The sequence below is a fragment of the Streptomyces sp. NPDC053755 genome (assembly GCF_040677675.1).
In the GTDB taxonomy this organism is placed as follows: Bacteria; Actinomycetota; Actinomycetes; order Streptomycetales; family Streptomycetaceae; genus Streptomyces.
Genome location: NZ_JBFASK010000001.1, coordinates 454,120 through 479,313, shown reverse-complemented (window position 1 = coordinate 479,313; position 25,194 = coordinate 454,120). Strand labels below are relative to the sequence as shown.

Genomic DNA, 25,194 nt, shown 5'->3' with positions numbered 1-25,194 from the left:
GGCCCGATCGGGTACGGGCCGCACGGCCCCCCGCGGCCATGCGGTCCGTACCCGGGCCCCCACCCGCCCCGGAGACGACGGGGCGGCGTCCCGTGGCTAATCCGCCAGCGGGAGGTACACCCGGTTGCCGGCCGCGGCGAACTCCGCCGACTTCTCCGCCATGCCGGCCTCGATCTCCTGCGACTTCAGGTCGCCCCCGTGCTCGCGCCGGATGTCCTGCGAGATCTTCATCGAGCAGAACTTCGGACCGCACATGGAACAGAAGTGCGCGGTCTTCGCCGGCTCCGCGGGCAGCGTCTCGTCGTGGAACTCGCGGGCCGTGTCCGGGTCGAGCGCCAGGTTGAACTGGTCCTCCCAGCGGAACTCGAACCGCGCGTCCGACAGCGCGTCGTCCCACTCCTGCGCCCCCGGGTGCCCCTTCGCCAGGTCCGCCGCGTGCGCCGCGATCTTGTACGTGATGACACCGGTCTTCACGTCGTCGCGGTTCGGCAGGCCCAGGTGCTCCTTCGGGGTGACGTAGCAGAGCATCGCCGTACCCCACCAGGCGATCATGGCGGCGCCGATGCCGGAGGTGATGTGGTCGTAGGCGGGCGCGACGTCCGTGGTCAGAGGGCCGAGGGTGTAGAACGGCGCCTCCTCGCAGATCTCCTGCTGGAGGTCGATGTTCTCCTTGATCTTGTGCATCGGGACGTGGCCCGGGCCCTCGATCATCGTCTGGACGTTGTGCCGCTTGGCGATCGTGTTCAGCTCGCCGAGGGTCCGCAGCTCGGCGAACTGCGCCTCGTCGTTGGCGTCCGCGATCGAGCCGGGGCGCAGCCCGTCACCCAGCGAGTAGGTGACGTCGTACGTCGCCAGGATGTCGCAGAGTTCCTCGAAGTTCGTGTAGAGGAAGTTCTCCTTGTGGTGCGCCAGGCACCAGGCGGCCATGATCGACCCGCCGCGCGAGACGATGCCGGTCTTGCGGCGGGCGGTGAGCGGCACGTACGGCAGCAGCACGCCGGCGTGGACCGTCATGTAGTCGACGCCCTGCTCGGCCTGCTCGATGACCGTGTCCTTGTAGATCTCCCAGGTCAGCTCCTCGGCCCGGCCGTCGACCTTCTCCAGGGCCTGGTAGAGCGGCACGGTGCCGATCGGCACGGGGGAGTTGCGCAGCACCCACTCGCGGGTGGTGTGGATGTTGCGGCCGGTGGACAGGTCCATGACCGTGTCCGCGCCCCACCTGGTGGCCCACGTCATCTTCTCCACCTCCTCCTCGATCGAGGAGGTGACGGCGGAGTTGCCGATGTTGGCGTTGACCTTCACCAGGAACCGCTTGCCGATGATCATCGGCTCGATCTCCGGGTGGTTCACGTTCGCCGGGAGTACGGCCCGACCTGCCGCGATCTCCTCGCGGACGACCTCGGGGGAGACGTTCTCGCGGATGGCGACATACTCCATCTCCGGGGTGATCTCACCCCGGCGGGCGTACGCGAGCTGCGTCACCGCCTGGCCGTCGCGGCCCCGCCGGGGCAGGCGCGGGCGGCCGGGGAAGACCGCGTCGAGGTTCTTGAGTCCTCCCCCGCGCGGCGAGGTGTGCTTGATCCCGTCGTCCTCGGGGCGGGCCGGGCGGCCCGCGTACTCCTCGGTGTCGCCCCGTCCGATGATCCAGTTCTCGCGCAGCGGCGCAAGGCCCCGCCGTACGTCGGTGTCGATGGCGGGGTCGGTGTACGGCCCGGACGTGTCGTACAGCGTGACGTCCGTGCCGTTGGTGAGGTGCACCTGGCGGACCGGTACGCGGAGGTCGGGGCGCGATCCCTCCACGTACCCCTTGTGCCAGCCGGGCTTGCGCTCGTCCTGGCTGGTGGCAGGCGTGCGTGCATCCTGAATGGTCATGAGACCGATCTCCCTACGCCGGCATTACCCGGTAACAGGTTCGGCGGTCGGCGCAGCCTCTTCCCGTACGTACGTCATGCGCGCGTACGGTGATCAGCGCCCTCTCAGCCCGGTGCTCCGAGCTCCCGCGTGTGCAAAGGTGCCACCACGCTAGCGTCAACCCGGGCGTGCTGAACAGTGGGCCCCCGCCGTTCTTGCGATGATCGGTCGGTGACTTCCTCGCAGCAGACCCCCGGACCCCCTGGCAACGGCGACGGAAACGGCGGTGCCGGCGACGGGCGGAGCGACGGCCGCGGCAGGCACGGGCACGCGGAGCGCGGGCTCGTGGAGCCCGGGCACGACGCTGCCGGACACGCCCATGCGCATGCGCACGCCCATGGACCCGCCGCTCCCGTCTCCCGGCACCTGCGCAAGGTCATCGCCGCCGTCCTGATCCCGTTCGCCACCGCCGTCGTCGTCGGACTCGCGGTCCTGTGGCCGGGCGGGGCCCCGGCGCACGAGCGCACCGGCGTCGGCTTCGACCGGCAGACCGAGCAGGGCAAGGTCGTCTCGGTCGAGCGCGTCGACTGCAAGGACGTGAACGCCGCCCAGGTGCCGCCGACCGGCGACACCTCCACCCCGCAGGGGCGCGAGGCGGTCAACGCCCGGCAGGGGCAATGCGCGAAGGCCACGATCGAGGTCACCAGCGGCGCCGACCGGGGACGCACCTTCGTCGAGATCGTGCAGCCGGACGCGCCCCGGCAACTGAGCGAGGGACAGGGCGTGATCGTGGCGTACGCCCCCGACGCCCCACGCGACCTGCAGTATTCGGTGACCGACGTGGACCGCAAGTTCCCGATGATGCTGCTCGCCGGCATCTTCGCGCTGGCGGTCGTGCTCGTGGGCCGACTGCGCGGGCTGATGGCCCTGATCGCGCTCGCCGTGAGCTTCCTGGTGCTCACCCTCTTCATCCTGCCGGCGATCCTGCAGGGCTCGAACCCGCTGGTGGTGGCCGTGGTCGGCGCGAGCGCGATCATGCTCATCGCGCTCTACATGTGCCACGGCCTTTCGGCCCGCACCTCGGTCGCGGTGCTCGGCACCCTCATCTCCCTGCTGCTGATCGGGCTGCTGGGCTCGCTCTTCATCGGCTGGGCCTCGCTGTCCGGCAACACGGACGACAACACCGGTCTGATCCACGGCCTCTACCCGGACATCGACATGTCGGGTCTGCTGCTCGCCGGCGTCATCATCGGATCGCTCGGCGTGCTCGACGACGTGACGGTGACGCAGACGTCGGCGGTGTGGGAGCTCCACCAGGCGGACCCGCGCATGGGTCCGCGCGCGCTGTACCGGGCCGGTATCCGGATCGGCCGGGACCACATCGCCTCGGTGGTGAACACGCTGGTGCTCGCGTACGCCGGTGCGGCGCTGCCCCTGCTGCTGCTGTTCTCCATCGCCCAGAGCAGCGTGGGCACCGTGGCCAACAGCGAGTTGGTCGCCGTGGAGATCGTCCGGACGCTGGTGGGGTCGATCGGCCTGGTCGCGTCGGTGCCGCTGACCACCGCCCTCGCGGCGCTGGTGGTCTCCGCCGACCGCCCGGGCGCACCCGGTTCACCGGGCGGACCGGGCGCAGCTGGCGCGCCGGCGGGGCGACCGGCCAAGGGGGGTCGCCGCCGCCGGGCGAAGTGACCCCGAGAACGGACCGGCCGGGGGGCCGAGAACACGACGGACCGATCGCGGTGCGACCGAGCGTGAGGCGGCCGCCTTGCGGGGCGGGGTCCCGGACGCCGCCGTTCCGTCTCAGCCGGCGTTCTCCTCCGCGAGAATCCGGCCGAGTGCCGCCTCGAGGTTGTCATCGAAGTCGCCGAGGGAGCGTTCCTGACCGAGGGGGACGAGCTTGTCCGTGCGGTCGAGGAAGGCGACCAGCGGCGGAGCGCTGGCGCGGAACAGGGCGCGGTCGCCCCCGACCTGGAGCCGGATGCTGACGTCCGACAGCGCCTCGGGACCGGTGGGCGCGATGCGGACATCGCCGTCCCCGCTGGGGCTGTTGATGCCGTCGAGCAGCAGCTCCCGTCCGAATGCCCAGGTCACGGGGGCGTCCCCGGGCAGGTGGAAGGTCATCCGCACCGCATAGGGATCCCGGGTCTCGTAGCGCAGTTCCACCGGGATTCTGAAGGAGAGCTCCTCGGAGACGAGGAAGCTCATCAGGACTTCGGCCTGAACCGACTCTCGCATCATGTACCCCGCAGTAGATGAAGCAGTTGGGTGGAGACAGCTGCTGAAAGGTGGGAGCAAAACGGCCAGGATTGATCCCCCATGGCCCTCTTGACGCCATCGTGCTGTACGCGCTAGCAGATCACAAGGAGTGATTTTTCAGATACTGATAGAGAACGCAAAGGAACTGAAGAGCCTTCCGATCTCGTTGCGTAGTCGGTCGACTGCGGGCAGCAACCGTTCCTCCTGGTGAAGGGGGAGAGAAATGGCCATGGCGGCCGCCGTCGAGCCCGCCGTGATGGGGATGGCGGCGCAGACCGTGCCGAGCGCATATTCCTGACGCTCCACCAGGGGCTCCATTCGCCCCATACCGCCCAAACGCTCCAAAAGCACCCGGTCGTTACGCACCGTATACGGAGTGATGGTTTCCACCGGGTGGCGCAGAAGGTGGTCTTGACGACTTTTCAGATCGAGTTGACTGAGCAGACACTGACCGATCGCATGGGCGTGACCGGTCTCCCGGAAGTCGGCCCACTCAGCGACGGCGGGGGCCGTGGGAGTGTCGGCCACGGCGACCAGTTCGATCTCCCCTTCGCGGTAGACGGCGAAGTAGACCGGGACGCCGATCTCGTCGCGCCAGTGCGCGAGGGAGTCTTCGATCTTGGTGCGACGATTCTGCAGAACTCCGCCGCCGGCCAGGCGGCCGGCGGCGTCACCGAAGACGAACACACCCTTCTCGCGGCGCAGATAGCCCTCGTGCGTCAGGGTGCGGAGCAGGTGGTACGCGGTGGGAAGGGGAAGCCCCGCCTCGCGCGCGAGCTGTTTGGCGGGCGCCCCGTCCTCGTGGGAGCCGACGGCCTCCAGAAGTCTCAGCGCCCGCTGCACCGAGCCGATCAGGGTAGGAACAGCGGTCTGCGAAGCCGTGGCCAAAGGTCACCCCCAGGCGAGTCGACGGGCACGCTGCACCCGCCCGCGGGGGCCGCCCCCGCGCGCCCGCCGCGGCCCGGGATCCGGTAGGGCCCGCTGGCGGACCCGTCCGGGACAGAGAACTCGCTGGTCACAGCTGGAGGCCTACGCCTGTTTTCCCGGGGCGGCAGAGGAATTCCACTCTAATAGCAGCCTTCGGGCACCGTCGCGGTTTCAACCAGGGGGTTCCCTCGGCCGGGCTAATGCCCGACGGCCGGTTCGAAGCCGTGGGTAGCTGGTGCTACCAGTCCTCGCGCGAGGTCGAGGAGGACATGAACTTCCGCACCACGTACACCAGTCCGGCGACCAGGGCGACGAAGACCAGCACCTTGAAGAGCAGACCGATGACGAACACCGCGACGCTGGTGATCAGACCGCCGAAGACGAACAGCGCGATGACGGGTATGGCCACCCACTTCACCCACCAGGGCATCCCCGCGAGAATCTCCCGTACGGCCATTGTCCTTACCTCATCTCCGAAGAGTCCGTTCCGCGCGCTCTGCACCGGACGCTTCCGATGCTAGGGGCGGCCGGGGTGCTCACGGGGGTTCCGCAGCCCCCGCTCTCCCCTGATCCGCCCCCTAGGGGAACTCAGCCCTCCGGCGGCGAGAAGACCACCATGACCCGCAGGTCCTCCGTGATGTGGTGGAACTTGTGGGCCACCCCGGCCGGCACGTACACCACGCTGCCCCGCGCCACCTGCGTCGTCTCCAGCCCGACCGTGATCGACGCCCGGCCGCTGACGACGAAGTACACCTCGTCCTGCCCGTGCGGCTGCTGCGGGTCGAGCGCGCCCGCGTCCAGCGCGTACAGACCGACCGACATGTTCCGCTCGCGCAGGAACTGGAGGTACGCGCCGTCATGGGCGGCGCGCTCCGCCTCCAGTTCGTCCAGCCGGAATGCCTTCATCGTCCGTCCGCCCCTGCCTTGGCCCGATCATGTCTGCCACGATCAGACACATGAAGAATTTCGTAGTCAAGACGCTCGCCAACGCGGGCGCCCTGGGAGTGGCCATCTGGCTTCTCCAGGACATCACCCTGACCGGTGACAGCACCGGTAAGAAGGCCCTGACGCTCATCCTCGTCGCCCTGGTTTTCGGGCTGGTGAACTTCTTGGTCAAGCCGGTCGTGAAGCTGCTCACGCTTCCGCTGTTCATCCTCACCCTCGGCCTGATCACCCTGGTGGTCAACGCCCTGATGCTGCTGCTGACCTCCTGGCTCGCCGATGTGCTCGACCTCAGCTTCCACGTCGAGGGCTTCTGGACCGCCGTCCTCGGCGGACTGATCATCTCCGTCGTCTCCTGGGCGCTCAACGTCGTGCTGCCCGACGGGGACTGAGCGCGGAGGCGATGGCGGACCATGGTGAGGCGGCGAGCGAGGACAGCTCTCCGCCGGAGGCGAGAGGCGGAGGAACAGCCGGCATGAACAGCGGGACGAACGGCGACGTGAGCGGCGCGGAGCACGGGGGCGGGGGCACCAGCGCGCGGGGCATCGGGGCGGGTGACGGAACCCGGGCGGTACGAGCGGGGCTTCCCGACCCGGTGAAGTACGAACCGACCCTGCCGGGCCCGGTCTTCGCGGCGCACTTCCACCTGCCGGGCGATCCGACCGGCCCCTACACCTACGGGCGGGACGAGAACCCCACCTGGACCCATCTCGAACGCGCCATCGGCGACCTGGAGGCGCCGGGGGAGCCGGACGTCGAGACGCTGGTCTTCGCCTCCGGGATGGCCGCCATCTCCGCCGTGCTGTTCTCCCAGCTCAAGGCCGGCGACACGGTCGTCATGCCGGACGACGGCTATCAGGCGCTTCCCCTCCTTCACGAGCAGCTGAGGGCGTACGGCATCGAGGTCCGCACCGCCCCCACCGGCGGCGACGCCCAGCTCTCCGTCCTCGACGGGGCACGGCTGCTGTGGATCGAGACCCCCTCCAACCCCGGCCTCGACGTCTGTGACATCCGCCGTCTGACCCGCGCCGCCCATGAGGCCGGAGCGCTGGTCGCCGTCGACAACACCCTGGCCACCCCCCTCGGACAGCGGCCCCTCGACCTGGGAGCGGACTTCTCCGTCGCCAGCGACACCAAGGGGATGACGGGGCACGGGGACATCCTGCTCGGGCACGTCAGCTGCCGTGATCCTCACCGGGCCGCGGAGGTACGGCGCTGGCGCAAGATCGTCGGAGCCATCCCCGGGCCCATGGAGGCCTGGCTCGCCCACCGCTCCCTGGCCACGCTCCAGCTGCGCCTCGACCGGCAGTGCTCCTCGGCCCTCGCCCTCGCGCAGGCGTTGAGCCGGCGCGCCGACGTGAGCGGGCTGCGCTACCCCGGCCTGCCCGACGACCCCTCCTACGCCGTGGCGGCCTCGCAGATGCGGCGCTTCGGTTCCGTGGTCTCCTTCGTCCTGTCCGGCCGGGAGCACGCCGACCGGTTCCTCGACGAACTGCGCCTGGTGGACGACGCCACCAGCTTCGGCGGCGTGCGCTCGACCGCCGAACGGCGGGGCAGGTGGGGCGGCGACGCCGTCCCGGAGGGCTTCGTCCGCTTCTCCGTCGGCGCGGAGGACCCGGAAGATCTGATCGCGGACGTCCTGCGCGCTCTCGACCTGGCGGGCAAGGACGCTGTCTGACGCTCCCGGTACGGAACGAGGTGCTCCGAGCCTCCCCCCTCGTGGCTCGGAACACCTCGGTTCCACGCGCGGAGATCCCGCCTGAACAAGGCTAGTTGACTCAGCGTCAGTGTCCAATCACGGGAGCGACAGAGACCTATCGACATATTTATAGTTGGACCGTCCTGAGGCGCCATCAGCCGACGCCTGACCACGACGGCGAGTCGAACGGCCACCCCCGGCCGGGAGAGGGCTGACATGGATCTGGCCCTACTGCGCACATTCGTCACGGTGCACCGGGCCGGCTCCTTCACCCGCGCCGCGGCGCTCCTCGGGCTCTCCCAGCCGGCCGTCACCAGCCAGATCCGCACCCTGGAGCGGCAGCTGGGCCGCCCGCTCTTCCTGCGCCAGGCCCGCGGAGTCACCCCCACCACCATCGGGGACGAGCTCGCCCACCGCGCGGCCCCGCACTTGGACGCCCTCGTGGAGATCGTCGAGACCGGTCTCGACGAGGAGAACGGAGTCCGGACCCTGCATCTCGCCGGGCCGCCCGAGTTCACCTCGATGCGTGCCCTGCCGGCCCTCGCACCGCTCGTCTCCCAGGGCCTCGCGGTCCGTGCCTCCTTCCTCGACAACGCCGAGGACGTGCTGGAGGGTCTCGCCGCCGGTCACCACGACCTGGCCGTCGCCACCGCCCGCCCGCGAGGCGGGCTTCTCACCTCCACACCCCTCTGCGACGAGGAGCACGTCCTGGTCGCCGCACCGCGCTGGGCCGCACGGCTCACCCCGGACACACTGCTGCGGAAGGGAGCGGTGGTCCTGGAGCAGCTGCCGGTGGTGGAAGTCCACGAGTCGCTGCCGTTCGTCTCTCGGTACTGGGCCGCCGTCTTCGAGAGCAAGCCGGCGTCGGCCGCCACCGTCATAGCGCCCGACCTGCGGGCCGTGCTGGAATCCGCCGCCGCCGGCGCCGGGCTGGCGGTGCTGCCCCGCTATCTGTGCGAGGACGCCCTGGCGGGTGGACGGCTGGTGGCGCTGCTCGATCCGCCGGTGCCACCCCTGCGGACCTACTTCCTGGTCGTCCGCACCGGCACGCTCGCCCTGCCCCCGATCGCGCGGGCGCACGAGTGGCTCCTGAGAGCCGCCGGGGGCTGGTGAGTTTCAGGACAGCTGTGGCGGGCCATTTTCTTCCCATGACCGAACGTCCCGTGGTCAAGCGCACCGCACGCGCCATCCTGCTCGACGGAAACGACCTCATCCTCATCAAGCGCACGAAGCCCGGGGTGGACCCCTACTGGGTGACGCCTGGTGGCGGGGTCGAACCGTCGGACACCACCGTCGTCGAGGCCCTGCACCGCGAGGTGCACGAGGAGCTCGGCGCCAAGATCACCGATGTGGTCCCCTGCTTCGTCGACACCGTCGAGCACATCGTCGACGGCGGTGTCTCCGGAGTGAAGGTCCAGCACTTCTTCGTCTGCCGCCTGGAGTCGATGGATCCCTCCCTGCGCCACGGTCCCGAGATCGAGGAGCCGTGCGGTGAATACGAGATCGTCCGGGTGCCGTTCACCCGGGTCGGCATCGCCGCCGTCCATCTCGTGCCGCTGTCGCTGCGGCACTATCTCGACGGCAACATCGAGGGGGTCCGGGCGATGCACGCCCCCGACCTGGGCTGACGGGTGTCTCTCTCCCGGGACCGTTCCGTGGGACCTGGGTCAGGGGTGTCTCTCTTCCGGGACCGTCCGTCGGACCTGGGTCAGGGGTGTCTCTCTCCCGGGACCGTTCCGTCAGGCCTGGTCAGGAGTGCCGCCCGGGCTCGCCGCCGAGCCGGGTCAGGGGTGTGCCACCGTGACGAGGTCCTCCAGCGAGTCGTGGCGGATCCGCTCGGCGGGAATACCCGCTCCCCTGAGGGCGTGCACTCCGCTGCGAATCATGCCGAGCGGGCCCGAGAGATACGCGTCGTACTCGTTCCACGGCCCGTACCGCCCCACGGCCTCCGGCAGACGGCCCTGGTCCTCGGTCACCGGGCGCACCGACAGCCACGGGAACGTCTGCTGGAGTCGCATCATCGTGTCGATGTCGTACAGGTCGTGGCCGCTACGCGCTCCGTAGAAGACCTCGACCGGGCGCCGGTCCCCGTGCTCGGCGACGTCCTCCACCAGCGCCTTGATGGGGGCGATCCCGGTCCCGCCGCCCAGGCAGAGCAGGCCGCTGTCGGTGGAGTGGTCGACCGTCATGGACCCGGCCGGCGGCCCGAGCCGTAGCGCGTCGCCGGGGCGTGCGTGGTGCACCAGGGCCTGAGAGACCCAGCCGGCCGGAACCGCCTTGACGTGCAGGGAGAGGAGTCCGTCGGGGCGAGGCGCCGAGGCGAAGGAGTAGTGCCGCCAGACACGCGGCCACCAGGGAGTCTCCAGTGTCGTGTACTGGCCGGCGAGGAAGGGGTACGGCTGGTCGGGCCGTAAGGTGATCACCGCGACGTCGGGGGTCCTGAGATCGTGCGAGACGACCTCGGCACGCCAGCAGGACGGCGCCCGCCGCTCGTCCTCGGCGGCCGCATCGATCATGATCTGCGAGATCGTGGTGTACGTACGGACCCACGCGGCCTCGGTCTCCTCGTCCCAGGTCGTGGTGGCGTACTGGATCAGCGCTCCGATGAGGGCCTCGCCGACGGCCGGGTAGTGGGCGGCCTGCGTGCCGTACTTCCGGTGGCCTCGGCCCAGGTTCTGAAGGTAGTCGGTGAGGACGGGCGCGTTGTCCAGATGCTCGGCCGCCGTCAGCAGTGCCTTGAGAAGGCGATCGCGCTGGGTGTCCATCGCCGGGGGGAACATCGCCCGCAGCTCGGGGTGGCGGACGAAGAGCAGGGCGTAGAAGTACGAGGTCACCTTGTCCGCGACCGGGGCGATCTCGGCCAGCGTGCGACGGACGAGACGGGCGTCGGGAGAGGGCTCGGACGGTATTCGGGAGCGTGTGCCCTCGTCCGCGCATCTGGTGGTGGTCGCAGCGTCCATCGTGTGCCTCGCCCTCGCCCAGCCGGCTGTTGTCGCCGCAGCATGGCAGCGCCGACCGCCGACGCGGACAGAGAGTGGGATTCCCGGTCATTCACACCGGGATTCCGGTTAGGCTGCGCCCTTTCGCACCAGGGCGTAAGCCTCCCGCAGATCGGCTCCCGTGTAGCTGTGCCGGGAGAGGTCGGCCAGATGGTGGTCCGCGTTCACCGCCACCGTCTCTGGCACCACGGCGAAGAGTGCCGCGTCGGACATGGAGTCGCCGTAGGCTACGCAGTCCTCGAGAGGCACGCCGAACTCCGCGCACAAGCGGTGGGCGATGTCCACCTTCGCCTTGGCGTTGAGAATCCCCGGGCGGTGGATCGGTTGAGTGAAGGGGACCGCAGGCCAGCGGGAACCATGGGTGGCGTCGGCCCCCCAGTCCAGGAGCCGCTCGACGAAGAAGTCCGGTGAAAGCGAGATGACCGCGCAGCGGTCCCCCTGGGCCCGGATGTCCGCCCAGACCTCGCGGATGCCGCTCAGCCAGGGCGCCCCCTCGAAGGCGGCCGTGACCTGTTCCGTCGTGAGCTCGGACCACAGCGCATGAGCCTGCACAGCGAACTCGTCGGGTGCCATCCCCCGCAGCAGGAAGTCCTCCTCCAGAGCGGCGATCTCCTTGCTCAGGCCGAGCTGCCGGGAGATCTCCACAGCGGCCGCCGAGCCACGGATCAGGGTGCCGTCGAGATCGAAGAGGTGCAGCCTGCGTCCATTGCCCGAAGGTGTCGTCATGTACGCCGAGGCTAGTACGTGCGGTTACTCCCGCTGCCAGACGCGGAGTGCACGGGTCGACCGGCACGGTGTTTCACGTGAAACATCTCCAGCGTCCCGCTCGGCGGGCTCTCCTCGTCCTCCACATCGCCGTCTCGGTGAGCTGGCTCGGGCTCAGCGTGGGTCTGCTGGCGCTCGGCATCACCGCCTACACGACCGGCGACCACTCGCTGACCCACGCGGCTTACCGCTCGATGGACGTGTTCGGAGACTGGCTGCTGGCGCCCGTCGCGCTCAGCACGCTGGTCAGCGGCCTGGTGCTGTCGCTGGGCACACCCTGGGGGCTGGCCCGCCACCGCTGGATCTGGATCAAGTTCTGGATGACCCTGGTGACGGCAGCCGCGACCGTCTTCGCACTGCGGCCCGAGATCGACCACGCAGCCGCCGTAGGAACCCCTGACATCAGCCTGGTGGCCGCGCCCACGGTATCGACGGCGGCCTACCTCTTCATGACGACGATCTCGGTCCTCAAGCCGTTCGGGCCGACCCGACGAGGCCGCCATCTGCGGGTATCGGCCACTTCTCGTAAAACGGTGGACGAACGATCACCGCGTCGGAGAGCCTGAGCGTCATGCCGACATCGCTCCCCCCGCTCGATCAGCTCCCCATCCGGCGTCTCACCTCGGGCGACCTCCTCGCCTGCGCCGATCTCTCCGAGGACCGGGGCTGGCCGCGCGAGGAGCACAAGTGGGGCCTGCTGCTCGCCGCGGGGACGGGGTACGGCATCGACGACCCCAGCGGCAAGGGACTCGTTACGGCCTGCGTGGTGACCTCGTACGGCTCCGGCCTCTCGGCCATCGGGATGGTGCTGGTCGCCGAGCGCTATGCCCGGCAGGGCATAGGACGCCGGTTGATGCGGCACGTGCTGGCCGAGCTCGGAGACACCCCGGTCACCCTCCACGCCACTCCGCACGGCCGCCCGCTCTACGAAGAGCTGGGGTTCGCCGTCACGGGCCGCGCGGAGATGGTCCGCGGCCGCTTCACCCTCAACGAGCCGGCGGCTCAGATTCCGACCCGTCCGGCCACCGCGGACGACCTCCAGGCCGTCCTGCGCCTGGATGCCGAGATCTTCGGGCTCGACCGTACCCACATGATCACCCGCCTCCCCGCCTTCGCGGATCATCTCCGGGTCGCCGAGACGGCCGGCGAGATCACCGGTTTCGCCGCAGCCTGGCCGAACATGGACACCCATGTCATCGGTCCTCTGATCGCCCGCGACACCTCGACCGCCCAGTCCCTCATCGTCTCCCTCGCCGCCGCCACGGAGCGTCCCCTCCGCACGGACATCGACGTACGCCACGAGTCCCTGCTGCGCTGGGTGAAGGCGAACGGGCTCGAACCGATCGCCTTCAACGCCGTGATGACACGGTCTTTGCCCGATCTCCCGGGCGACTGGAGCCGACGCTTCGCCCCGCTGACGGTGGCGGCCGGATAGACCGTACTGCTTGCAAACGCGGGCTTTTGCGCTCATCGTCTACCCTGAAACAAGCCGCTCAGGGACCGAGGAGAGAGACCATGACCGCGACCGACCCCGCACTCACCGCCCTCTCCCAGGGCTGGTGCGCCCTCTCCCTGCTCCACGGGAGGATCGAGTCGCACATCGAGAGGGAGCTGGAGGCCAAGCACAGCCTGAGCGTGCGCGAGTACTCCCTCCTCGATGTCCTCAGCCGCCAGCACAGCGGTCCTGGGGGCCATCTGCAGATGAAGCAGGTCGCCGACGCCGTCGTCCTCAGCCAGAGCGCCACCACCCGACTGGTGACCCGCCTGGAGGACCGCGGACTGCTCACCCGGTACCTCTGTGCCACCGACCGGCGAGGCATCTACACGGATGTCACGGAAGCCGGTCTGCAGCTCCTCGAAGAGGCCCGGCCGACGAATGACCGCGCTCTGCGCGAGGCTCTCGACCAGGCGGCCCAGAACCCCGAGCTGGCCCCGCTGGTCCGCGTCGTCGAGGGCCTGAGCGTCCCCGCCTAGCGCGGGCCGGCCCGTCACTTCAATGCCGGAGCAGGGCCGATCCCGGTGCATGGCACGGGCAGGGGCGTAGCCTGCCGCCCATGAGCGATCTTGAGATACGGCCCGCCACCGCCGACGACATCCCCGCCATCGTCGCGATGCTGGCCGACGACCCGCTGGGCGCCGAGCGCGAATCCCCTGATGACCTCGCGCCCTACCGCGCGGCCTTCGATCGCGTGGTCCGAGACCCTCATCAGCGTCTCGTCGTGGCCGTGCGCGACGGGAAGACCATCGGCACACTCCAGCTCACGATCATCCCGGGGCTCTCCCGCAAAGGGGCGACGCGGTCGATCATCGAGGGCGTTCGCATCCATTCCGACGAGCGCGGCAGCGGCCTCGGATCGCAGCTCATCGCATGGGCCGTCGAGGAGTCCCGGCGCCAGAAGTGCCACCTGGTGCAGCTCACCTCCGATGCCACACGCACAGACGCCCACCGCTTCTACGAGCGGCTCGGTTTCGAGGGCTCTCACCTGGGCTTCAAGATGAACCTCTGAAGCCCGCCAGGCGGGATGCCGAGAGGTTGAGCCCTCGGCATCCCGCGACATGCCTCACCGCTCCGTTTCACGTGAAACGTCGCCGGTCCGCTCCGGAGCGACGACCTCAGAGGCCGCGCCACCCCGCTTGGTCCACTCCACCGGGCACCGCGTCTCCCTGTTCGTACGGCTCGCGGGTGAAGACGAAGGACGCCAGGTCGAGGTGGCTCACCGAGCCGTCCACGCGCCGCACGACCCGCAGCGTCTCCCCCGCGTAGTAGCCGTCAAGGCCGATCCACCCGCCCTCGGGCAGCGGGCGGAAGCGCGCCCGCCGTCCGGGACCGCGCAGCGGCTCCAGGACCATCTCCCGCTCCCCGCCCAGCCGGAGCCCGTACGCGTACGTCCCCCAGTACCAGGGCCCGGTCAGCTCCAGCAGCTCCTGGTCGACCTCCGCCCCGGGAAGGGGCCGCCACGGCTCGGGGAACCTCGGCTCGGCCTCCGCCACGATCCTGACGAGATCCGCGGCGACAGCCGCCGTCAGAGGGCCTGACGTGGCATTGGCGAGGGCCACCGCCGCCACTCCCTCCTCCACATTCACCCAGAGGCAGGCGACGAAGCCCGGTAGTGAGCCGGTGTGACCGATCAGCGTCCGACCGTCCCTGCGCACCAGCTGGATACCGAGGCCGTAACCGCCCTCCCAGTCACCGGCCGCGGGCGGCGCCGCCGGCGTCCGCATCTCCTCGACGGAGGCGGCACTGAGCACCCGGCCGTCGCCTCTCGTGAGGAATCCGGCAAAACGGCAGAGGTCCTCGGCCGTCGACCAGAGCTGCCCCGCCGGTGCCATGAGCCCCAGATCCTCGGACGGCTCCGGGAGCATCACATCCGCCCACGGGTGCACCGCCCACCCGCCGGCATGGGGAGGGACCGGACGGGCAGTCGTCCGGCTCAGCCCCAACGGCTCCAGGATCTCGCCCCGCAGTGCCTCCTCCCAGGGCACTCCCCTGACCGCCTCGACCAGCGAACCCAGCAGGGTGTATCCCGGGTTGGAGTAGTGATGGCGTCGCCCGACAGGATGGGCGAAGGGCTGCGCGCCGAGGACGTCGGCCAGCTCCGGGCGCACCGTCCCGGGCGTACGCTCCCACCACGGCGCAGGCGTCTCGGCGCCCAAGCCGGCGCTGTGACCCAGCAACTGAGCGATCGTCACCTCTCCGAGGCCACCACCCAGCTCCGCTCCCGTGAGGTGCTTCCCGAGCGGATCGTTCAGGTCCAGGAGCCCCTCGTCACGAAGCCGCATGACCAGGACGGCGGTGAACACCTTGGTGAGGGAGCCGATGCGGTACTGCGTATCGGAGTCCGGGTCGTGCCCGTCGACACAACTGCGCGATCCGCTCCAGACCATCGCCCCCTCCCTGGCGACCGCCCCGACGAAGGAGGGCGCCCGCCCCTCGGCCTGGGCAACGGCCACCCGGTGGGCGAGGGCTCGTGCGGTGGTGGGAAGCAGCGGTTCGAAAGATGACGTCATGGGGAGATCCAACGCTCCCCGGCGCTCCGAGTCGACCACATTCGCCGCTGGTGCGCCGCCCCACCCGGTCGGGAGGCGCACCGTCTGACCGCTCGGGTCCCGTCAGGTCGGGTCAGGTCTGTGCCATGTCCACGAAGCGGGAGTAGTGGCCCTGGAAGGCGACGGTGATCGTCGCCGTCGGACCGTTACGGTGCTTGCCCACGATGATGTCCGCCTCGCCCGCGCGAGGGGACTCCTTCTCGTACGCGTCCTCACGGTGCAGCAGGATCACCATGTCGGCGTCCTGCTCGATGGAGCCGGACTCACGCAGGTCGGACACCATCGGCTTCTTGTCGGTGCGCTGCTCGGGGCCGCGGTTCAGCTGCGAGAGCGCGATGACCGGCAGCTCCAGCTCCTTGGCCAGGAGCTTCAGGTTTCGCGACATGTCCGAGACCTCCTGCTGCCTGCTCTCGGACCGCTTGGACCCGCCCGACTGCATGAGCTGCAGATAGTCGATGACCACGAGCTTGAGGCCGGCCCGCTGCTTGAGCCGGCGGCATTTGGCGCGGATCTCCATCATCGACAGGTTCGGGGAGTCGTCGATGTAGAGCGGGGCCTGCGAGACGTCGGGCATCCGGCGGGCCAGACGCGTCCAGTCCTCGTCGGTCATGGTGCCCGAGCGCATGTGGTGCAGCGCGACGCGCGCCTCCGCAGAGAGCAGGCGCATCGCGATCTCGTTGCGCCCCATTTCGAGGGAGAAGATGACGCTGGGCAGGTTGTGCTTGATGGAGCAGGCCCGGGCGAAGTCCAGGGCGAGGGTCGACTTACCCATGGCGGGGCGGGCCGCGATGATGATCATCTGACCGGGGTGCAGACCGTTGGTGAGCTGATCGAGATCGGTGAAGCCGGTCGGTACGCCGGTCATCTCACCGCTGCGGGAGCCGATCGCCTCGATCTCGTCGAGCGCGCCTTCCATGATGTCGCCGAGCGGCAGGTAGTCCTCGGTGGTGCGCTGCTCGGTGACCGCGTAGATCTCCGCCTGGGCGGAGTTGACGATCTCGTCGACGTCGCCGTCGGCGGCGTAACCCATCTGCGTGATCTTGGTACCGGCCTCGACGAGGCGCCGCAGCACGGCCCGCTCGTGGACGATCTCCGCGTAGTAGGCGGCGTTCGCGGCGGTCGGCACCGACTGGACGAGCGTGTGCAGATACGAGGCACCGCCGACGCGGGTGATCTCGCCCCGCTTGGTGAGTTCGGCACCGACCGTGATCGGGTCGGCCGGCTCGCCCTTGGCGTACAGGTCGAGGATCGCGGCGTACACCGTCTCGTGGGCGGGCTTGTAGAAGTCGTGGCCCTTGATGATCTCCACGACGTCGGCGATGGCGTCCTTGGAGAGGAGCATGCCGCCGAGGACGGACTGCTCGGCGTCGAGGTCCTGCGGGGGGACCCGCTCGAAGCCGGAGAGACCGCTGTCCCAGGGACCGCCGTCACTGCCGCGGTCGTGCTGGTCGTCACGGCCCCTACCCCGTCCGCGGCCCTCGCCGCGGGGACGGGCGACGGGCAGCCGGTCGCTGGGCCCGCTGTCCGTCCAGGGGTCGTCCAAGGGCTCGGGAATGCTCACCAAGCCACCTCCTCCCGTCCGCTCCGGCGGACCTATCCGTGCCACTCTTTCTTACGCCACGGCTCGGACAACCAAGAGGCGTTGACTCCGCTTCAGGCGGGTCGGGCGCCGGACCACGGTAGGCCCGCGGGCACCGTCAGCCAATCTGGTTATCCACAGGCTCTGTGGATGAAGGACCAGATGCTGTGGAGAACCCCGCAGAACCTGTGCACGGACCGGGGGACAGTCATGTGGACAAACTCATAGCGCGCCCCCCGGCGCGATGCTGACCTGCGGTTTTCTCATCCACGGGCTGTGGGGGAGAAAAACTTTTCCCCACGGATCAAGATCAGAACAAACGGCGCACACCCGGAGCCCTCCGACCCTCAGCCGTAAGGACCCAAGAGGCATTGCATCTCTTACCTGTGGAAGATTAGATTGGAGCGCATGACCCAGGCCCCCGCGACGCCCAAGGCCGCCCGACGACGCCACGACCGAGAGATCATCTCGCTGGCCGTGCCGGCCTTCGGCGCGCTCGTCGCCGAGCCCCTCTTCCTCATGGTCGACAGCGCCATTGTCGGCCATCTGGGCACTCCACAGCTCGCCGGTCTCGCCATCGCCGCCGCGCTGCTGTCCACCGCGGTGAGCGTCTTCGTCTTCCTCGCGTACGCCACCACGGCCGCCGTCGCCCGCCGCGTGGGAGCCGGCGACCTCCAGGCCGCGATCCGCCAAGGCATGGACGGCATCTGGCTCGCGCTCCTCCTCGGCGCCGCCGTGGTCGCCGTCGCCCTTCCGACCGCCCCCGGGCTGGTCGACCTCTTCGGCGCCTCCGACACGGCCGCGCCCTACGCGGTCACCTATCTCCGCGTCTCCAGCCTCGGCATCCCCGCGATGCTGGTCGTCCTGGCGGCCACCGGCATCCTGCGGGGCCTCCAGGACACCCGCACGCCGCTCTACGTGGCCATCGCCGGCTTCGCTGCCAACGCCGTCCTGAACGTGACTCTGGTGTACGGCGCCGGCCTCGGCATCGCAGGATCCGCCTGGGGCACCGTGATCGCCCAGTGCGGCATGGCCGCCGCCTACCTCGTGGTGGTCGTCCGCGGCGCCCGCCGCCATGGTGCCTCCCTGCGCCCGGACGCCGCCGGCATACGCGCCAGCGCCCAGGCAGGCGCACCCCTCCTCGTCCGTACGCTCTCCCTGCGCGCGGTGCTGCTGATCGCCACCGCTGTCGCGGCCCGGCTCGGCGACGCGGAGGTGGCCGCCCACCAGATCATCCTGTCCCTGTGGAGCCTGATGGCGTTCGCGCTGGACGCCATCGCCATCGCCGGGCAGGCGATCATCGGCCGCTACCTCGGAGCCGACGACGCCGACGGCGCCCGGCAGGTCTGTCGCCGCATGGTGCAGTGGGGCGTCGTCTCCGGTGTGGCCCTCGGAGCCCTCATCGTGATCGCCCGCCCCCTGTTCATCCCGCTCTTCACCGGTGACACCACCGTCCAGGAGACCCTGCTCCCGGCCCTCCTGGTGGTCGCGGTCTCCCAGCCGATCGCCGGTGTGGTCTTCGTCCTCGACGGTGTCCTGATGGGCGCCGGGGACGGGCCGTACCTCGCCTGGGCCATGCTGCTCACTCTGGCGGTGTTCGCCCCGGTCGCCCTCCTCATCCCCGCCTTCGGCGGCGGGCTGACCGCGCTCTGGTGGGCGATGACCTTGATGATGACCGTGCGGATGGGGACGCTCTGGGCGCGTTCCCGCTCCGGCCGCTGGCTCGTCACCGGCGCCACCCGCTGAGGGAAAGCCCGCAGCGCCTCGTCGCGGGGCTTCGGACGCACATACGCGAGGGGGATGTTTCACGTGAAACAGCGGAAGGGCCGCCCCCTCGGGGAGCGGCCCTTCTGTACTGCTGAGAGCAGCGTTACGCGGCGACAACCTCGACGCCGAGCTTCGCGGCAACCTCGGGGTGCAGACGCACGGACACCTGGTGCGAGCCCAGGGTCTTGATCGGCGAACCGAGCTCGACGCGACGCTTGTCGACGTCGGGGCCACCCGCGGACTTGATCGCCGTGGCGATGTCGGCCGGGGTCACGGAGCCGAAGAGGCGGCCGGCGTCGCCGGAGCGAACGGCCAGACGCACCTTCACGCCCTCGAGGCGGGCCTTGATCTCGTTGGCCTGCTCGATGGTCGCGATCTCGTGGATCTTGCGGGCGCGGCGGATCTGCGCCACGTCCTTCTCGCCACCCTTGGTCCAGCGGATCGCGAAACCACGCGGGACCAGGTAGTTGCGAGCGTAACCGTCCTTGACGTCGACGACATCGCCGGCGGCACCGAGGCCAGAGACCTCGTGGGTGAGGATGATCTTCATTTTTCGGTCACCCTTCCCTTATCGCGCGGTGGACGTGTAGGGCAGCAGCGCCATCTCACGGCTGTTCTTGACGGCCGTGGCGACGTCACGCTGGTGCTGCGTGCAGTTGCCGGTCACGCGGCGGGCACGGATCTTGCCGCGGTCGGAAATGAACTTCCGCAGCATGTTCGTGTCCTTGTAGTCCACGTACGCGGTCTTGTCCTTGCAGAACGCGCAGACCTTCTTCTTAGGCTTGCGCACAGGCGGCTTCGCCATGGTGTTTCTCCTGTGTGATCAAGAAGTGGGGATACGAGCCACTCCCAGGGCCAGTGCCCTAGAAGGGGGGCTCGTCCGAGTAGCCGCCGCCGCTGGAGTTTCCACCCCAGCCGCCTCCGCCGCCCTGCTGCTGGCCGCCGGCCGGCGCGCTGGTCGCCCACGGGTCGTTGGCGGGAGCACCGCCACCACCCTGCGGGCCGCCACCGGAGCTGCCGCCCCAGTCGCCGCCGCCACCCTGCTGACCCCCGCCGTAGCCGCCCTGGCCACCGCGACCGGTGGTCTTGGTGACCTTGGCCGTGGCGTTCTTGAGGCTGGGGCCGACTTCCTCGACGTCCAGCTCGTAGACCGTGCGCTTGACGCCCTCGCGGTCCTCGTAGGACCGCTGCTTCAGCCGGCCCTGCACGACGACGCGCATGCCTCGCTGGAGCGACTCGGCGACGTTCTCCGCCGCCTGACGCCAGACCGAGCAGGTGAGGAAGAGGCTCTCGCCGTCCTTCCACTCATTGGTCTGACGGTCGAAGGTGCGGGGAGTGGACGCGATACGGAACTTCGCGACCGCCGCACCGGACGGGGTGAAGCGCAGCTCGGGGTCGTCGACAAGATTGCCGACGACCGTGATGACGGTCTCGCCTGCCATTGGGTGAACCTCTCGGCGGGATTGCTTCTGGCTGCTTACTGCTACTCGGACCCGATGACCTCTGAGCTAGGTGCTCAGTGGGTCTCGGGGCGGAGGACCTTGGTCCGGAGGACCGACTCGTTCAGGTTCATCTGGCGGTCGAGCTCCTTGACGACCGCAGGCTCGGCCTGCAGGTCGATGACCGAGTAGATGCCCTCGGGCTTCTTCTTGATCTCGTAGGCGAGACGACGACGGCCCCAGGTGTCGACCTTCTCGACCTTTCCGTTGCCCTCACGGACGACGGAAAGGAAGTTCTCGATCAGCGGGGAGACAGCGCGCTCCTCGAGATCGGGGTCGAGGATGACCATCACCTCGTAGTGACGCATGTGGAACCCACCTCCTTTGGACTCAGCGGCCACGGTCGTTCCGTGGCAGGAGGGTCGTGATGCGTAAGCAACGGTATCGGCCACCACTGACAGCCCCCTCAGCGAGTGAGGAGTGCCGTCGGGCCCGAGTGGGCATGGGCAGACACCGGTGCAGACCGTACAGAGTACCCGCCCATCGGCTTCCGGTTGAAATCCGGTGGTGAGGGGACGCAATCTGTACACATCGGATGTGGGCGGCGCCACAATGCGCCGCCTTCCCGCAGGCACGGCAGGAGGTGCCCCATGGCACAGGCAATGCGACCCGACCCCGGCCACTCCCTTCTCGCCACCGACGGCAAGCCGCACCCGCTCCAGGACACCTTGCTGGCGGTGACGCTCGTCCTGGGCGTCCTCGCCTTCGTGACCGCGATGTTCCACCACCTGCACCTGCTCAGCTCCTGGGCGGGCCTGATCGGAATCCTCACGGGCGCGTACGGGCAGTTCATCTCCGTCACCACCCGGGAACGGTTCGCGATGATCGTCGGGCTCGGCGCCTCGGCGGTGGGCTTCTACCTCGGCATGGCCCACGGCGGTCTCTTCGGCGCCGGCGGTTGACCCTCAGCCACGACCCACAGGCCAGCCGGGGCGCTCCTCGGTCGCAGTAGGCTTCGGCGCGAGAGCCGGAGCCCCTGAACCGATGGGGACACACCTGCCGAGGAGCGCCCCGCATGAGCCTGACCCTTCGGACCATCAGCCGTGAGCAGCATCTGGCATTCATCCAGAGCCGCCCCTCGGCGAGCCACTGCCAGGTTCCGGCATGGGCCGATGTGAAGACCGAGTGGCGCTCGGAGAGCCTGGGTTGGTTCGACAAGTCGGGCGAGATCGTCGGCGCGGGCCTGGTGCTCTACCGTCAGCTTCCGAAGATCAAGCGGTACTTGGCGTACCTGCCCGAGGGTCCGGTCATCAACTGGCACGCCCCGAACCTCGAGGACTGGCTGCAGCCGATGCTGGCGCACCTCAAGCAGCAGGGCGCCTTCTCGGTGAAGATGGGCCCGCCCGTGGTCATCCGCCGCTGGGACTCCGCCGCCATCAAGTCCGGCATCCAGGACCCGGACGTGAAGCGGCTGAAGGACGTCGAGGCCACCCACATCGAGCCGCGCGCCTTCGAGGTCGCCGACCGGCTGCGCAAGATGGGCTGGCAGCAGGGTGACGACGGCGGCGCCGGCTTCGGCGACGTGCAGCCCCGCTACGTCTTCCAGGTGCCGCTCGCCAACCGTTCGCTGGACGACGTCCTCAAGGGCTTCAACCAGCTGTGGCGACGGAACATCAAGAAGGCCGAGAAGGCGGGCGTCGAGGTCGTCCAGGGCGGCTACGAGGACCTCGCGGAGTGGCAGCGGCTGTACGAGATCACCGCGGTGCGCGACCACTTCCGGCCGCGCCCCCTCTCGTACTTCCAGCGGATGTGGACCGTCCTCAACAACGAGGACCCCAACCGCATGCGGCTGTACTTCGCGCGCCACAACGGCGTGAACCTGTCCGCCGCCACCATGCTCGTCGTCGGCGGTCACGTCTGGTACTCCTATGGCGCCTCCGACAACATCGGCCGCGAGGTCCGCCCGTCGAACGCGATGCAGTGGCGGATGCTGCGCGACGCCTACGCGATGGGCGCCACCGTCTACGACCTGCGCGGCATCTCGGACTCGCTCGACGAGACCGACCACCTCTTCGGCCTGATCCAGTTCAAGGTCGGTACGGGCGGCGAGGCCGTGGAGTATGTCGGCGAGTGGGACTTCCCGCTGAACAAGCTCCTGCACAAGGCGCTCGACATCTACATGTCGCGCCGCTGACGCCCCACCCGGAGGTTGCGTAGTCTCGTACGCAATCGTCGGTGTCGTACATACCTCTGATACACCGCACCCACCAGAAAGGTTCCGGGCCGGCCATGGCGCTCTCCCTCTACGTCGACACCGCTCGCTGGCGGGCGCACCAGAAGACCGTGATCGACCAGTTCCCCGGACTGATCCCGGTCTGCAAGGGCAACGGCTACGGCTTCGGCCACGAGCGGCTGGCCGACGAGGCCGCCCGCTTCGGCTCGGACATGCTCGCCGTCGGCACCACGTACGAGGCGGCGAAGATCAAGGACTGGTTCGGCGGGGACCTGCTGGTCCTCACGCCGTTCCGCCGCGGCGAGGAGCCGGTGCCGCTGCCGGACCGCGTCGTCCGGTCCGTCTCCTCCGTGGACGGTGTGCACGCCCTGGTGGGCGCGCGGGTGGTCATCGAGTGCATGAGCTCGATGAAGCGCCACGGCGTTCGCGAGGAGGAGCTTCCCCGGCTGCACGCCGCCATCGAGGACGTGCGCCTGGAGGGCTTCGCCCTGCACCTCCCCCTGGACCGCACGGACGGCACGGACGCGGTCGAGGAGGTCATCGGCTGGATGGACCGCCTGCGGGCCGCCCGGCTGCCGCTGCACACCATGTTCGTGAGCCATCTGCGGGCGGAGGAGCAGGCCCGGCTCCAGCAGCAGTTCCCGCAGACCCGGTTCCGGGCGCGGATCGGCACCCGGCTGTGGCTGGGGGACCACGAGGCCACCGAGTACCGCGGCTCCGTCCTCGACGTCACCCGTGTCGCCAAGGGCGACCGGTTCGGCTACCGCCAGCAGAAGGCCGCCTCGGACGGCTGGCTGGTCGTCGTGGCGGGCGGCACCTCGCACGGCGTGGGCCTGGAGGCTCCCAAGGCGATGCACGGCGTGATGCCCCGGGCGAAGGGTGTGGCCCGAGCGGGTCTCGCGACGGTCAACCGGAACCTCTCGCCGTTCGTCTGGGCCGGTAAGCAGCGCTGGTTCGCCGAGCCGCCGCACATGCAGGTGTCGATCCTGTTCGTGCCGGCCGACGCCCAGGAGCCGAAGGTCGGCGACGAGCTGGTGGCCCATTTGCGGCACACCACGACCCAGTTCGACCGCCTCGTCGAGCGCTGACGCGCCGCTGCTCCCGAGCAGATCGGACGACCGGGCCCCGGGGGCCCTCCGGGCCCGCCCGGAGGGCCCCCGCGGTCATTCCCGGGCCATGCCCCAGTCCACCCTCGGGCCCTCCACGGACGCGGCCGCGTGCTGGGCCGGGTGCGCCGCTCTGCCCATGACGAAGACGTCCTCGGCGCCGTCCAGGACGCCGCCGGAGGGGTCGTCGGAGCCGTCCTGCCGGACGACGTCCCGCTCGGGCGCCAGGGTGTCGCGGACGACGACGGCGCACAGGTACAGCGTGCCGAGCAGGTGGAGCACGACGGCGAAGTGGTAGCCGTCCGTCGGCAGGCCCTGCTTGTTGCCGCTGGTGGTGAAGGCGAGGTACAGCCAGATGCTCAGGAAGTACATGACCTCGCACGCCTGCCAGATCAGGAAGTCGCGCCAGCGCGGTCTGGCCAGGGCGGCGAGCGGGATGAGCCACAGCACGTACTGCGGCGAGTAGACCTTGTTGACCAGGACGAACGCGGCCACGACGAGGAAGGCGAGCTGCGCGAAGCGGGGGCGTCGGGGCGCGGTGAGCGCCAGGGCGGCGATGCCGCCGCAGGCCAGCAGCATCAGGAGCGCCGCGAGGATGTTGGCCGTCTCGGGCGTGATCGGCTCACCCGTGCGCTGGCTGACCAGCAGCCACAGCGATCCGAAGTCGACGTTGCGTTCCTGGCTGAAGGTGTAGAACTGCTTCCACCCTTCGGGCGCGAGGAGCATCACCGGGAGGTTCACCACGAGCCAGGAACCCGCCGCGCCGAGCAGGGCGGCGCCGTACTCCCGCCATCTCCCGGCCCGCCAGCAGAGCAGCAGCAGGGCGCCGAGGAGGAAGACGGGGTACAGCTTCGCCGCCGTGGCCAGGCCGATGAAGACGCCGAAGGCGAGGCTCCGTCCGCGCGCCCACATCAGGACCGCGACGGAGGTCAGCGCGACGGCCAGCAGGTCCCAGTTGATGGTCGCCGTGAGGGCGAACGCCGGCGCCAGGGCGACCAGGAGCCCGTCCCAGGGACGGCGGCGATGGGTCCGGGCGACGCAGACGGCCAGCACGGCCGCGCACACCAGGAGCATGGCCGAATTGATCATCCAGTAGGTCTGTTCGCGGTGCATCAGGTCGCCGCCGTCCGGCGTCAGCCAGGCCGCGACCTCCATGAACAGCCCGGTCAGTACCGGGTACTCCAGGAACTCTATGTCGCCGCTCAGCCTGTCGAAGTAGGGGACCAGGCCCTCGGAGAACCCCCGCCCGACGAAAAGGTGGGGGATGTCCGAGTAACAGGCGTGGGTGTACTGGGAGGTGGAGCCGCGGAACCAGGCCCAGTCGTAGCAGGGGATCTTCTGCACCATACCGAGCGCAAACATGCCGATGGCCACCAGCACGATCACCCGGACCGGCGTGAGGGCGCTCGTGCCGAACACGGCGAACCGGCCGGCCGGCCCCCCGATCAGCTCGCTGCCCGCGGCGGCCACCTCGTCCCGTCGGGTGGGGCACACCACCGCCCGGGCCCGCGTCCGGTCCCGCTGCGGAGTCGTCTTCTGGAGGCTCGGCATGGGGGACATCCTGCCGTACGCGTCGGGGGAAAC

At 69.6% G+C, this 25,194-nt stretch carries 27 protein-coding genes and 1 riboswitch; of the genes, 13 read left to right on the top strand and 14 right to left on the bottom strand.

Annotated features, from left to right (window positions below; genetic code table 11):
• Positions 1-96: 96 nt before the first annotated feature.
• A complete protein-coding gene (gene thiC, locus AB0K65_RS02140; RefSeq protein ID WP_365713351.1) occupies positions 97-1,872 on the bottom strand; it encodes a phosphomethylpyrimidine synthase ThiC in 1,776 nt (591 codons plus the stop codon).
• A riboswitch (TPP riboswitch) is annotated at positions 1,866-2,011 on the bottom strand. Its footprint overlaps the gene before it by 7 nt.
• Positions 2,012-2,196: 185 nt before the next feature.
• Here thiC and AB0K65_RS02135 point away from each other — a divergent pair.
• A complete protein-coding gene (locus tag AB0K65_RS02135; protein WP_365713650.1) occupies positions 2,197-3,540 on the top strand; it encodes a YibE/F family protein in 1,344 nt (447 codons plus the stop codon).
• Positions 3,541-3,651: 111 nt separating this feature from the next.
• On the opposite strand, the gene AB0K65_RS02130 is transcribed toward AB0K65_RS02135, so the two are convergent.
• The 4 genes from AB0K65_RS02130 to AB0K65_RS02115 form a co-directional block, all read right to left on the bottom strand.
• A complete protein-coding gene (locus AB0K65_RS02130; protein ID WP_365713648.1) occupies positions 3,652-4,086 on the bottom strand; it encodes an SsgA family sporulation/cell division regulator in 435 nt (144 codons plus the stop codon).
• A gap of 138 nt (positions 4,087-4,224) precedes the next feature.
• Positions 4,225-4,995 carry a helix-turn-helix domain-containing protein gene (locus tag AB0K65_RS02125; protein ID WP_365713350.1) on the bottom strand — a complete coding sequence of 257 codons (771 nt, stop codon included), beginning with the start codon at positions 4,993-4,995 and terminating at the stop codon, positions 4,225-4,227.
• 277 nt (positions 4,996-5,272) lie between these two features.
• Entirely contained in the window at positions 5,273-5,491 is a 219-nt protein-coding gene (locus tag AB0K65_RS02120; RefSeq protein ID WP_365713348.1) for a DUF5326 family protein, read from the bottom strand.
• Between the two features lie 131 nt (positions 5,492-5,622).
• The gene (locus AB0K65_RS02115) at positions 5,623-5,940 is read right to left on the bottom strand and encodes a cupin domain-containing protein (protein ID WP_365713346.1); all 318 of its coding nucleotides are present in this window, start codon (positions 5,938-5,940) and stop codon (positions 5,623-5,625) included.
• A 50-nt stretch (positions 5,941-5,990) separates the two neighbouring features.
• On the opposite strand from AB0K65_RS02115, the gene AB0K65_RS02110 reads away from it, so the two are divergent.
• The 4 genes from AB0K65_RS02110 to AB0K65_RS02095 all read left to right on the top strand — a co-directional run bounded on the left by AB0K65_RS02110 (position 5,991) and on the right by AB0K65_RS02095 (position 9,303).
• Positions 5,991-6,368, top strand: coding sequence for a phage holin family protein (locus AB0K65_RS02110; protein ID WP_365713344.1), 378 nt, complete (start codon positions 5,991-5,993; stop codon positions 6,366-6,368).
• 152 nt (positions 6,369-6,520) lie between these two features.
• Positions 6,521-7,654, top strand: coding sequence for a cystathionine gamma-lyase (locus tag AB0K65_RS02105; RefSeq protein WP_365713646.1), 1,134 nt, complete (start codon positions 6,521-6,523; stop codon positions 7,652-7,654).
• Between the two features lie 237 nt (positions 7,655-7,891).
• Positions 7,892-8,788 (top strand): LysR family transcriptional regulator, encoded by an 897-nt coding sequence (locus AB0K65_RS02100; RefSeq protein WP_365713342.1) that lies wholly within the window; start codon positions 7,892-7,894, stop codon positions 8,786-8,788.
• 35 nt (positions 8,789-8,823) lie between these two features.
• Positions 8,824-9,303, top strand: a complete 480-nt coding sequence (locus tag AB0K65_RS02095) for an NUDIX hydrolase (RefSeq protein WP_365713340.1) — start codon at positions 8,824-8,826, stop codon at positions 9,301-9,303.
• A gap of 156 nt (positions 9,304-9,459) precedes the next feature.
• Here the strand turns inward: AB0K65_RS02095 and AB0K65_RS02090 are convergent, their stop codons facing one another.
• The gene (locus AB0K65_RS02090; protein WP_365713338.1) at positions 9,460-10,635 is read right to left on the bottom strand and encodes a globin domain-containing protein; all 1,176 of its coding nucleotides are present in this window, start codon (positions 10,633-10,635) and stop codon (positions 9,460-9,462) included.
• Positions 10,636-10,743: 108 nt separating this feature from the next.
• The gene (locus AB0K65_RS02085) at positions 10,744-11,400 is read right to left on the bottom strand and encodes an HAD-IB family phosphatase (protein WP_365713336.1); all 657 of its coding nucleotides are present in this window, start codon (positions 11,398-11,400) and stop codon (positions 10,744-10,746) included.
• Between the two features lie 77 nt (positions 11,401-11,477).
• On the opposite strand from AB0K65_RS02085, the gene AB0K65_RS02080 reads away from it, so the two are divergent.
• From AB0K65_RS02080 to AB0K65_RS02065, 4 genes are all read left to right on the top strand, one after another.
• A complete protein-coding gene (locus tag AB0K65_RS02080; RefSeq protein ID WP_365713334.1) occupies positions 11,478-12,005 on the top strand; it encodes a DUF2269 domain-containing protein in 528 nt (175 codons plus the stop codon).
• 5 nt (positions 12,006-12,010) lie between these two features.
• Positions 12,011-12,874 (top strand): GNAT family N-acetyltransferase, encoded by an 864-nt coding sequence (locus tag AB0K65_RS02075; protein WP_365713332.1) that lies wholly within the window; start codon positions 12,011-12,013, stop codon positions 12,872-12,874.
• 80 nt (positions 12,875-12,954) lie between these two features.
• Positions 12,955-13,413 (top strand): MarR family transcriptional regulator, encoded by a 459-nt coding sequence (locus tag AB0K65_RS02070; RefSeq protein ID WP_365713330.1) that lies wholly within the window; start codon positions 12,955-12,957, stop codon positions 13,411-13,413.
• Between the two features lie 80 nt (positions 13,414-13,493).
• A complete protein-coding gene (locus AB0K65_RS02065) occupies positions 13,494-13,946 on the top strand; it encodes a GNAT family N-acetyltransferase (RefSeq protein WP_365713328.1) in 453 nt (150 codons plus the stop codon).
• 106 nt (positions 13,947-14,052) lie between these two features.
• Here AB0K65_RS02065 and AB0K65_RS02060 read toward each other — a convergent pair whose 3' ends face one another.
• Positions 14,053-15,447 (bottom strand): serine hydrolase domain-containing protein, encoded by a 1,395-nt coding sequence (locus tag AB0K65_RS02060; RefSeq protein WP_365713326.1) that lies wholly within the window; start codon positions 15,445-15,447, stop codon positions 14,053-14,055.
• Positions 15,448-15,559: 112 nt separating this feature from the next.
• A complete protein-coding gene (dnaB, locus tag AB0K65_RS02055) occupies positions 15,560-17,047 on the bottom strand; it encodes a replicative DNA helicase (RefSeq protein WP_365713324.1) in 1,488 nt (495 codons plus the stop codon).
• Positions 17,048-17,473: 426 nt separating this feature from the next.
• Here dnaB and AB0K65_RS02050 point away from each other — a divergent pair, with 426 nt between their 5' ends.
• Complete coding sequence (locus tag AB0K65_RS02050) at positions 17,474-18,811, top strand: MATE family efflux transporter (RefSeq protein ID WP_365713322.1); 1,338 nt, start codon at positions 17,474-17,476, stop codon at positions 18,809-18,811.
• Between the two features lie 124 nt (positions 18,812-18,935).
• Here AB0K65_RS02050 and rplI read toward each other — a convergent pair whose 3' ends face one another.
• The 4 genes from rplI to rpsF all read right to left on the bottom strand — a co-directional run bounded on the left by rplI (position 18,936) and on the right by rpsF (position 20,639).
• A complete protein-coding gene (rplI, locus tag AB0K65_RS02045; protein ID WP_158988579.1) occupies positions 18,936-19,382 on the bottom strand; it encodes a 50S ribosomal protein L9 in 447 nt (148 codons plus the stop codon).
• Between the two features lie 18 nt (positions 19,383-19,400).
• Positions 19,401-19,637, bottom strand: a complete 237-nt coding sequence (gene rpsR / locus AB0K65_RS02040) for a 30S ribosomal protein S18 (protein WP_005315025.1) — start codon at positions 19,635-19,637, stop codon at positions 19,401-19,403.
• Between the two features lie 58 nt (positions 19,638-19,695).
• Entirely contained in the window at positions 19,696-20,274 is a 579-nt protein-coding gene (locus tag AB0K65_RS02035) for a single-stranded DNA-binding protein (RefSeq protein ID WP_365713319.1), read from the bottom strand.
• A 74-nt stretch (positions 20,275-20,348) separates the two neighbouring features.
• Positions 20,349-20,639: a 30S ribosomal protein S6 gene (gene rpsF, locus AB0K65_RS02030; RefSeq protein ID WP_004950685.1), complete on the bottom strand. Its 291-nt coding sequence runs from the start codon at positions 20,637-20,639 to the stop codon at positions 20,349-20,351.
• A 282-nt stretch (positions 20,640-20,921) separates the two neighbouring features.
• Between rpsF and AB0K65_RS02025 the strand changes: the two genes are divergently transcribed.
• The 3 genes from AB0K65_RS02025 (at position 20,922) to AB0K65_RS02015 (ending at position 23,592) form a co-directional block, all read left to right on the top strand.
• Positions 20,922-21,233, top strand: a complete 312-nt coding sequence (locus tag AB0K65_RS02025; protein WP_365713316.1) for a hypothetical protein — start codon at positions 20,922-20,924, stop codon at positions 21,231-21,233.
• Positions 21,234-21,346: 113 nt separating this feature from the next.
• Positions 21,347-22,465, top strand: coding sequence for a peptidoglycan bridge formation glycyltransferase FemA/FemB family protein (locus tag AB0K65_RS02020; protein ID WP_365713314.1), 1,119 nt, complete (start codon positions 21,347-21,349; stop codon positions 22,463-22,465).
• A 95-nt stretch (positions 22,466-22,560) separates the two neighbouring features.
• Entirely contained in the window at positions 22,561-23,592 is a 1,032-nt protein-coding gene (locus tag AB0K65_RS02015; protein WP_365713312.1) for an alanine racemase, read from the top strand.
• A gap of 75 nt (positions 23,593-23,667) precedes the next feature.
• Here the strand turns inward: AB0K65_RS02015 and AB0K65_RS02010 are convergent, their stop codons facing one another.
• Positions 23,668-25,161, bottom strand: a complete 1,494-nt coding sequence (locus AB0K65_RS02010) for a glycosyltransferase 87 family protein (RefSeq protein WP_365713310.1) — start codon at positions 25,159-25,161, stop codon at positions 23,668-23,670.
• Between the last annotated feature and the right edge of the window lie 33 nt (positions 25,162-25,194).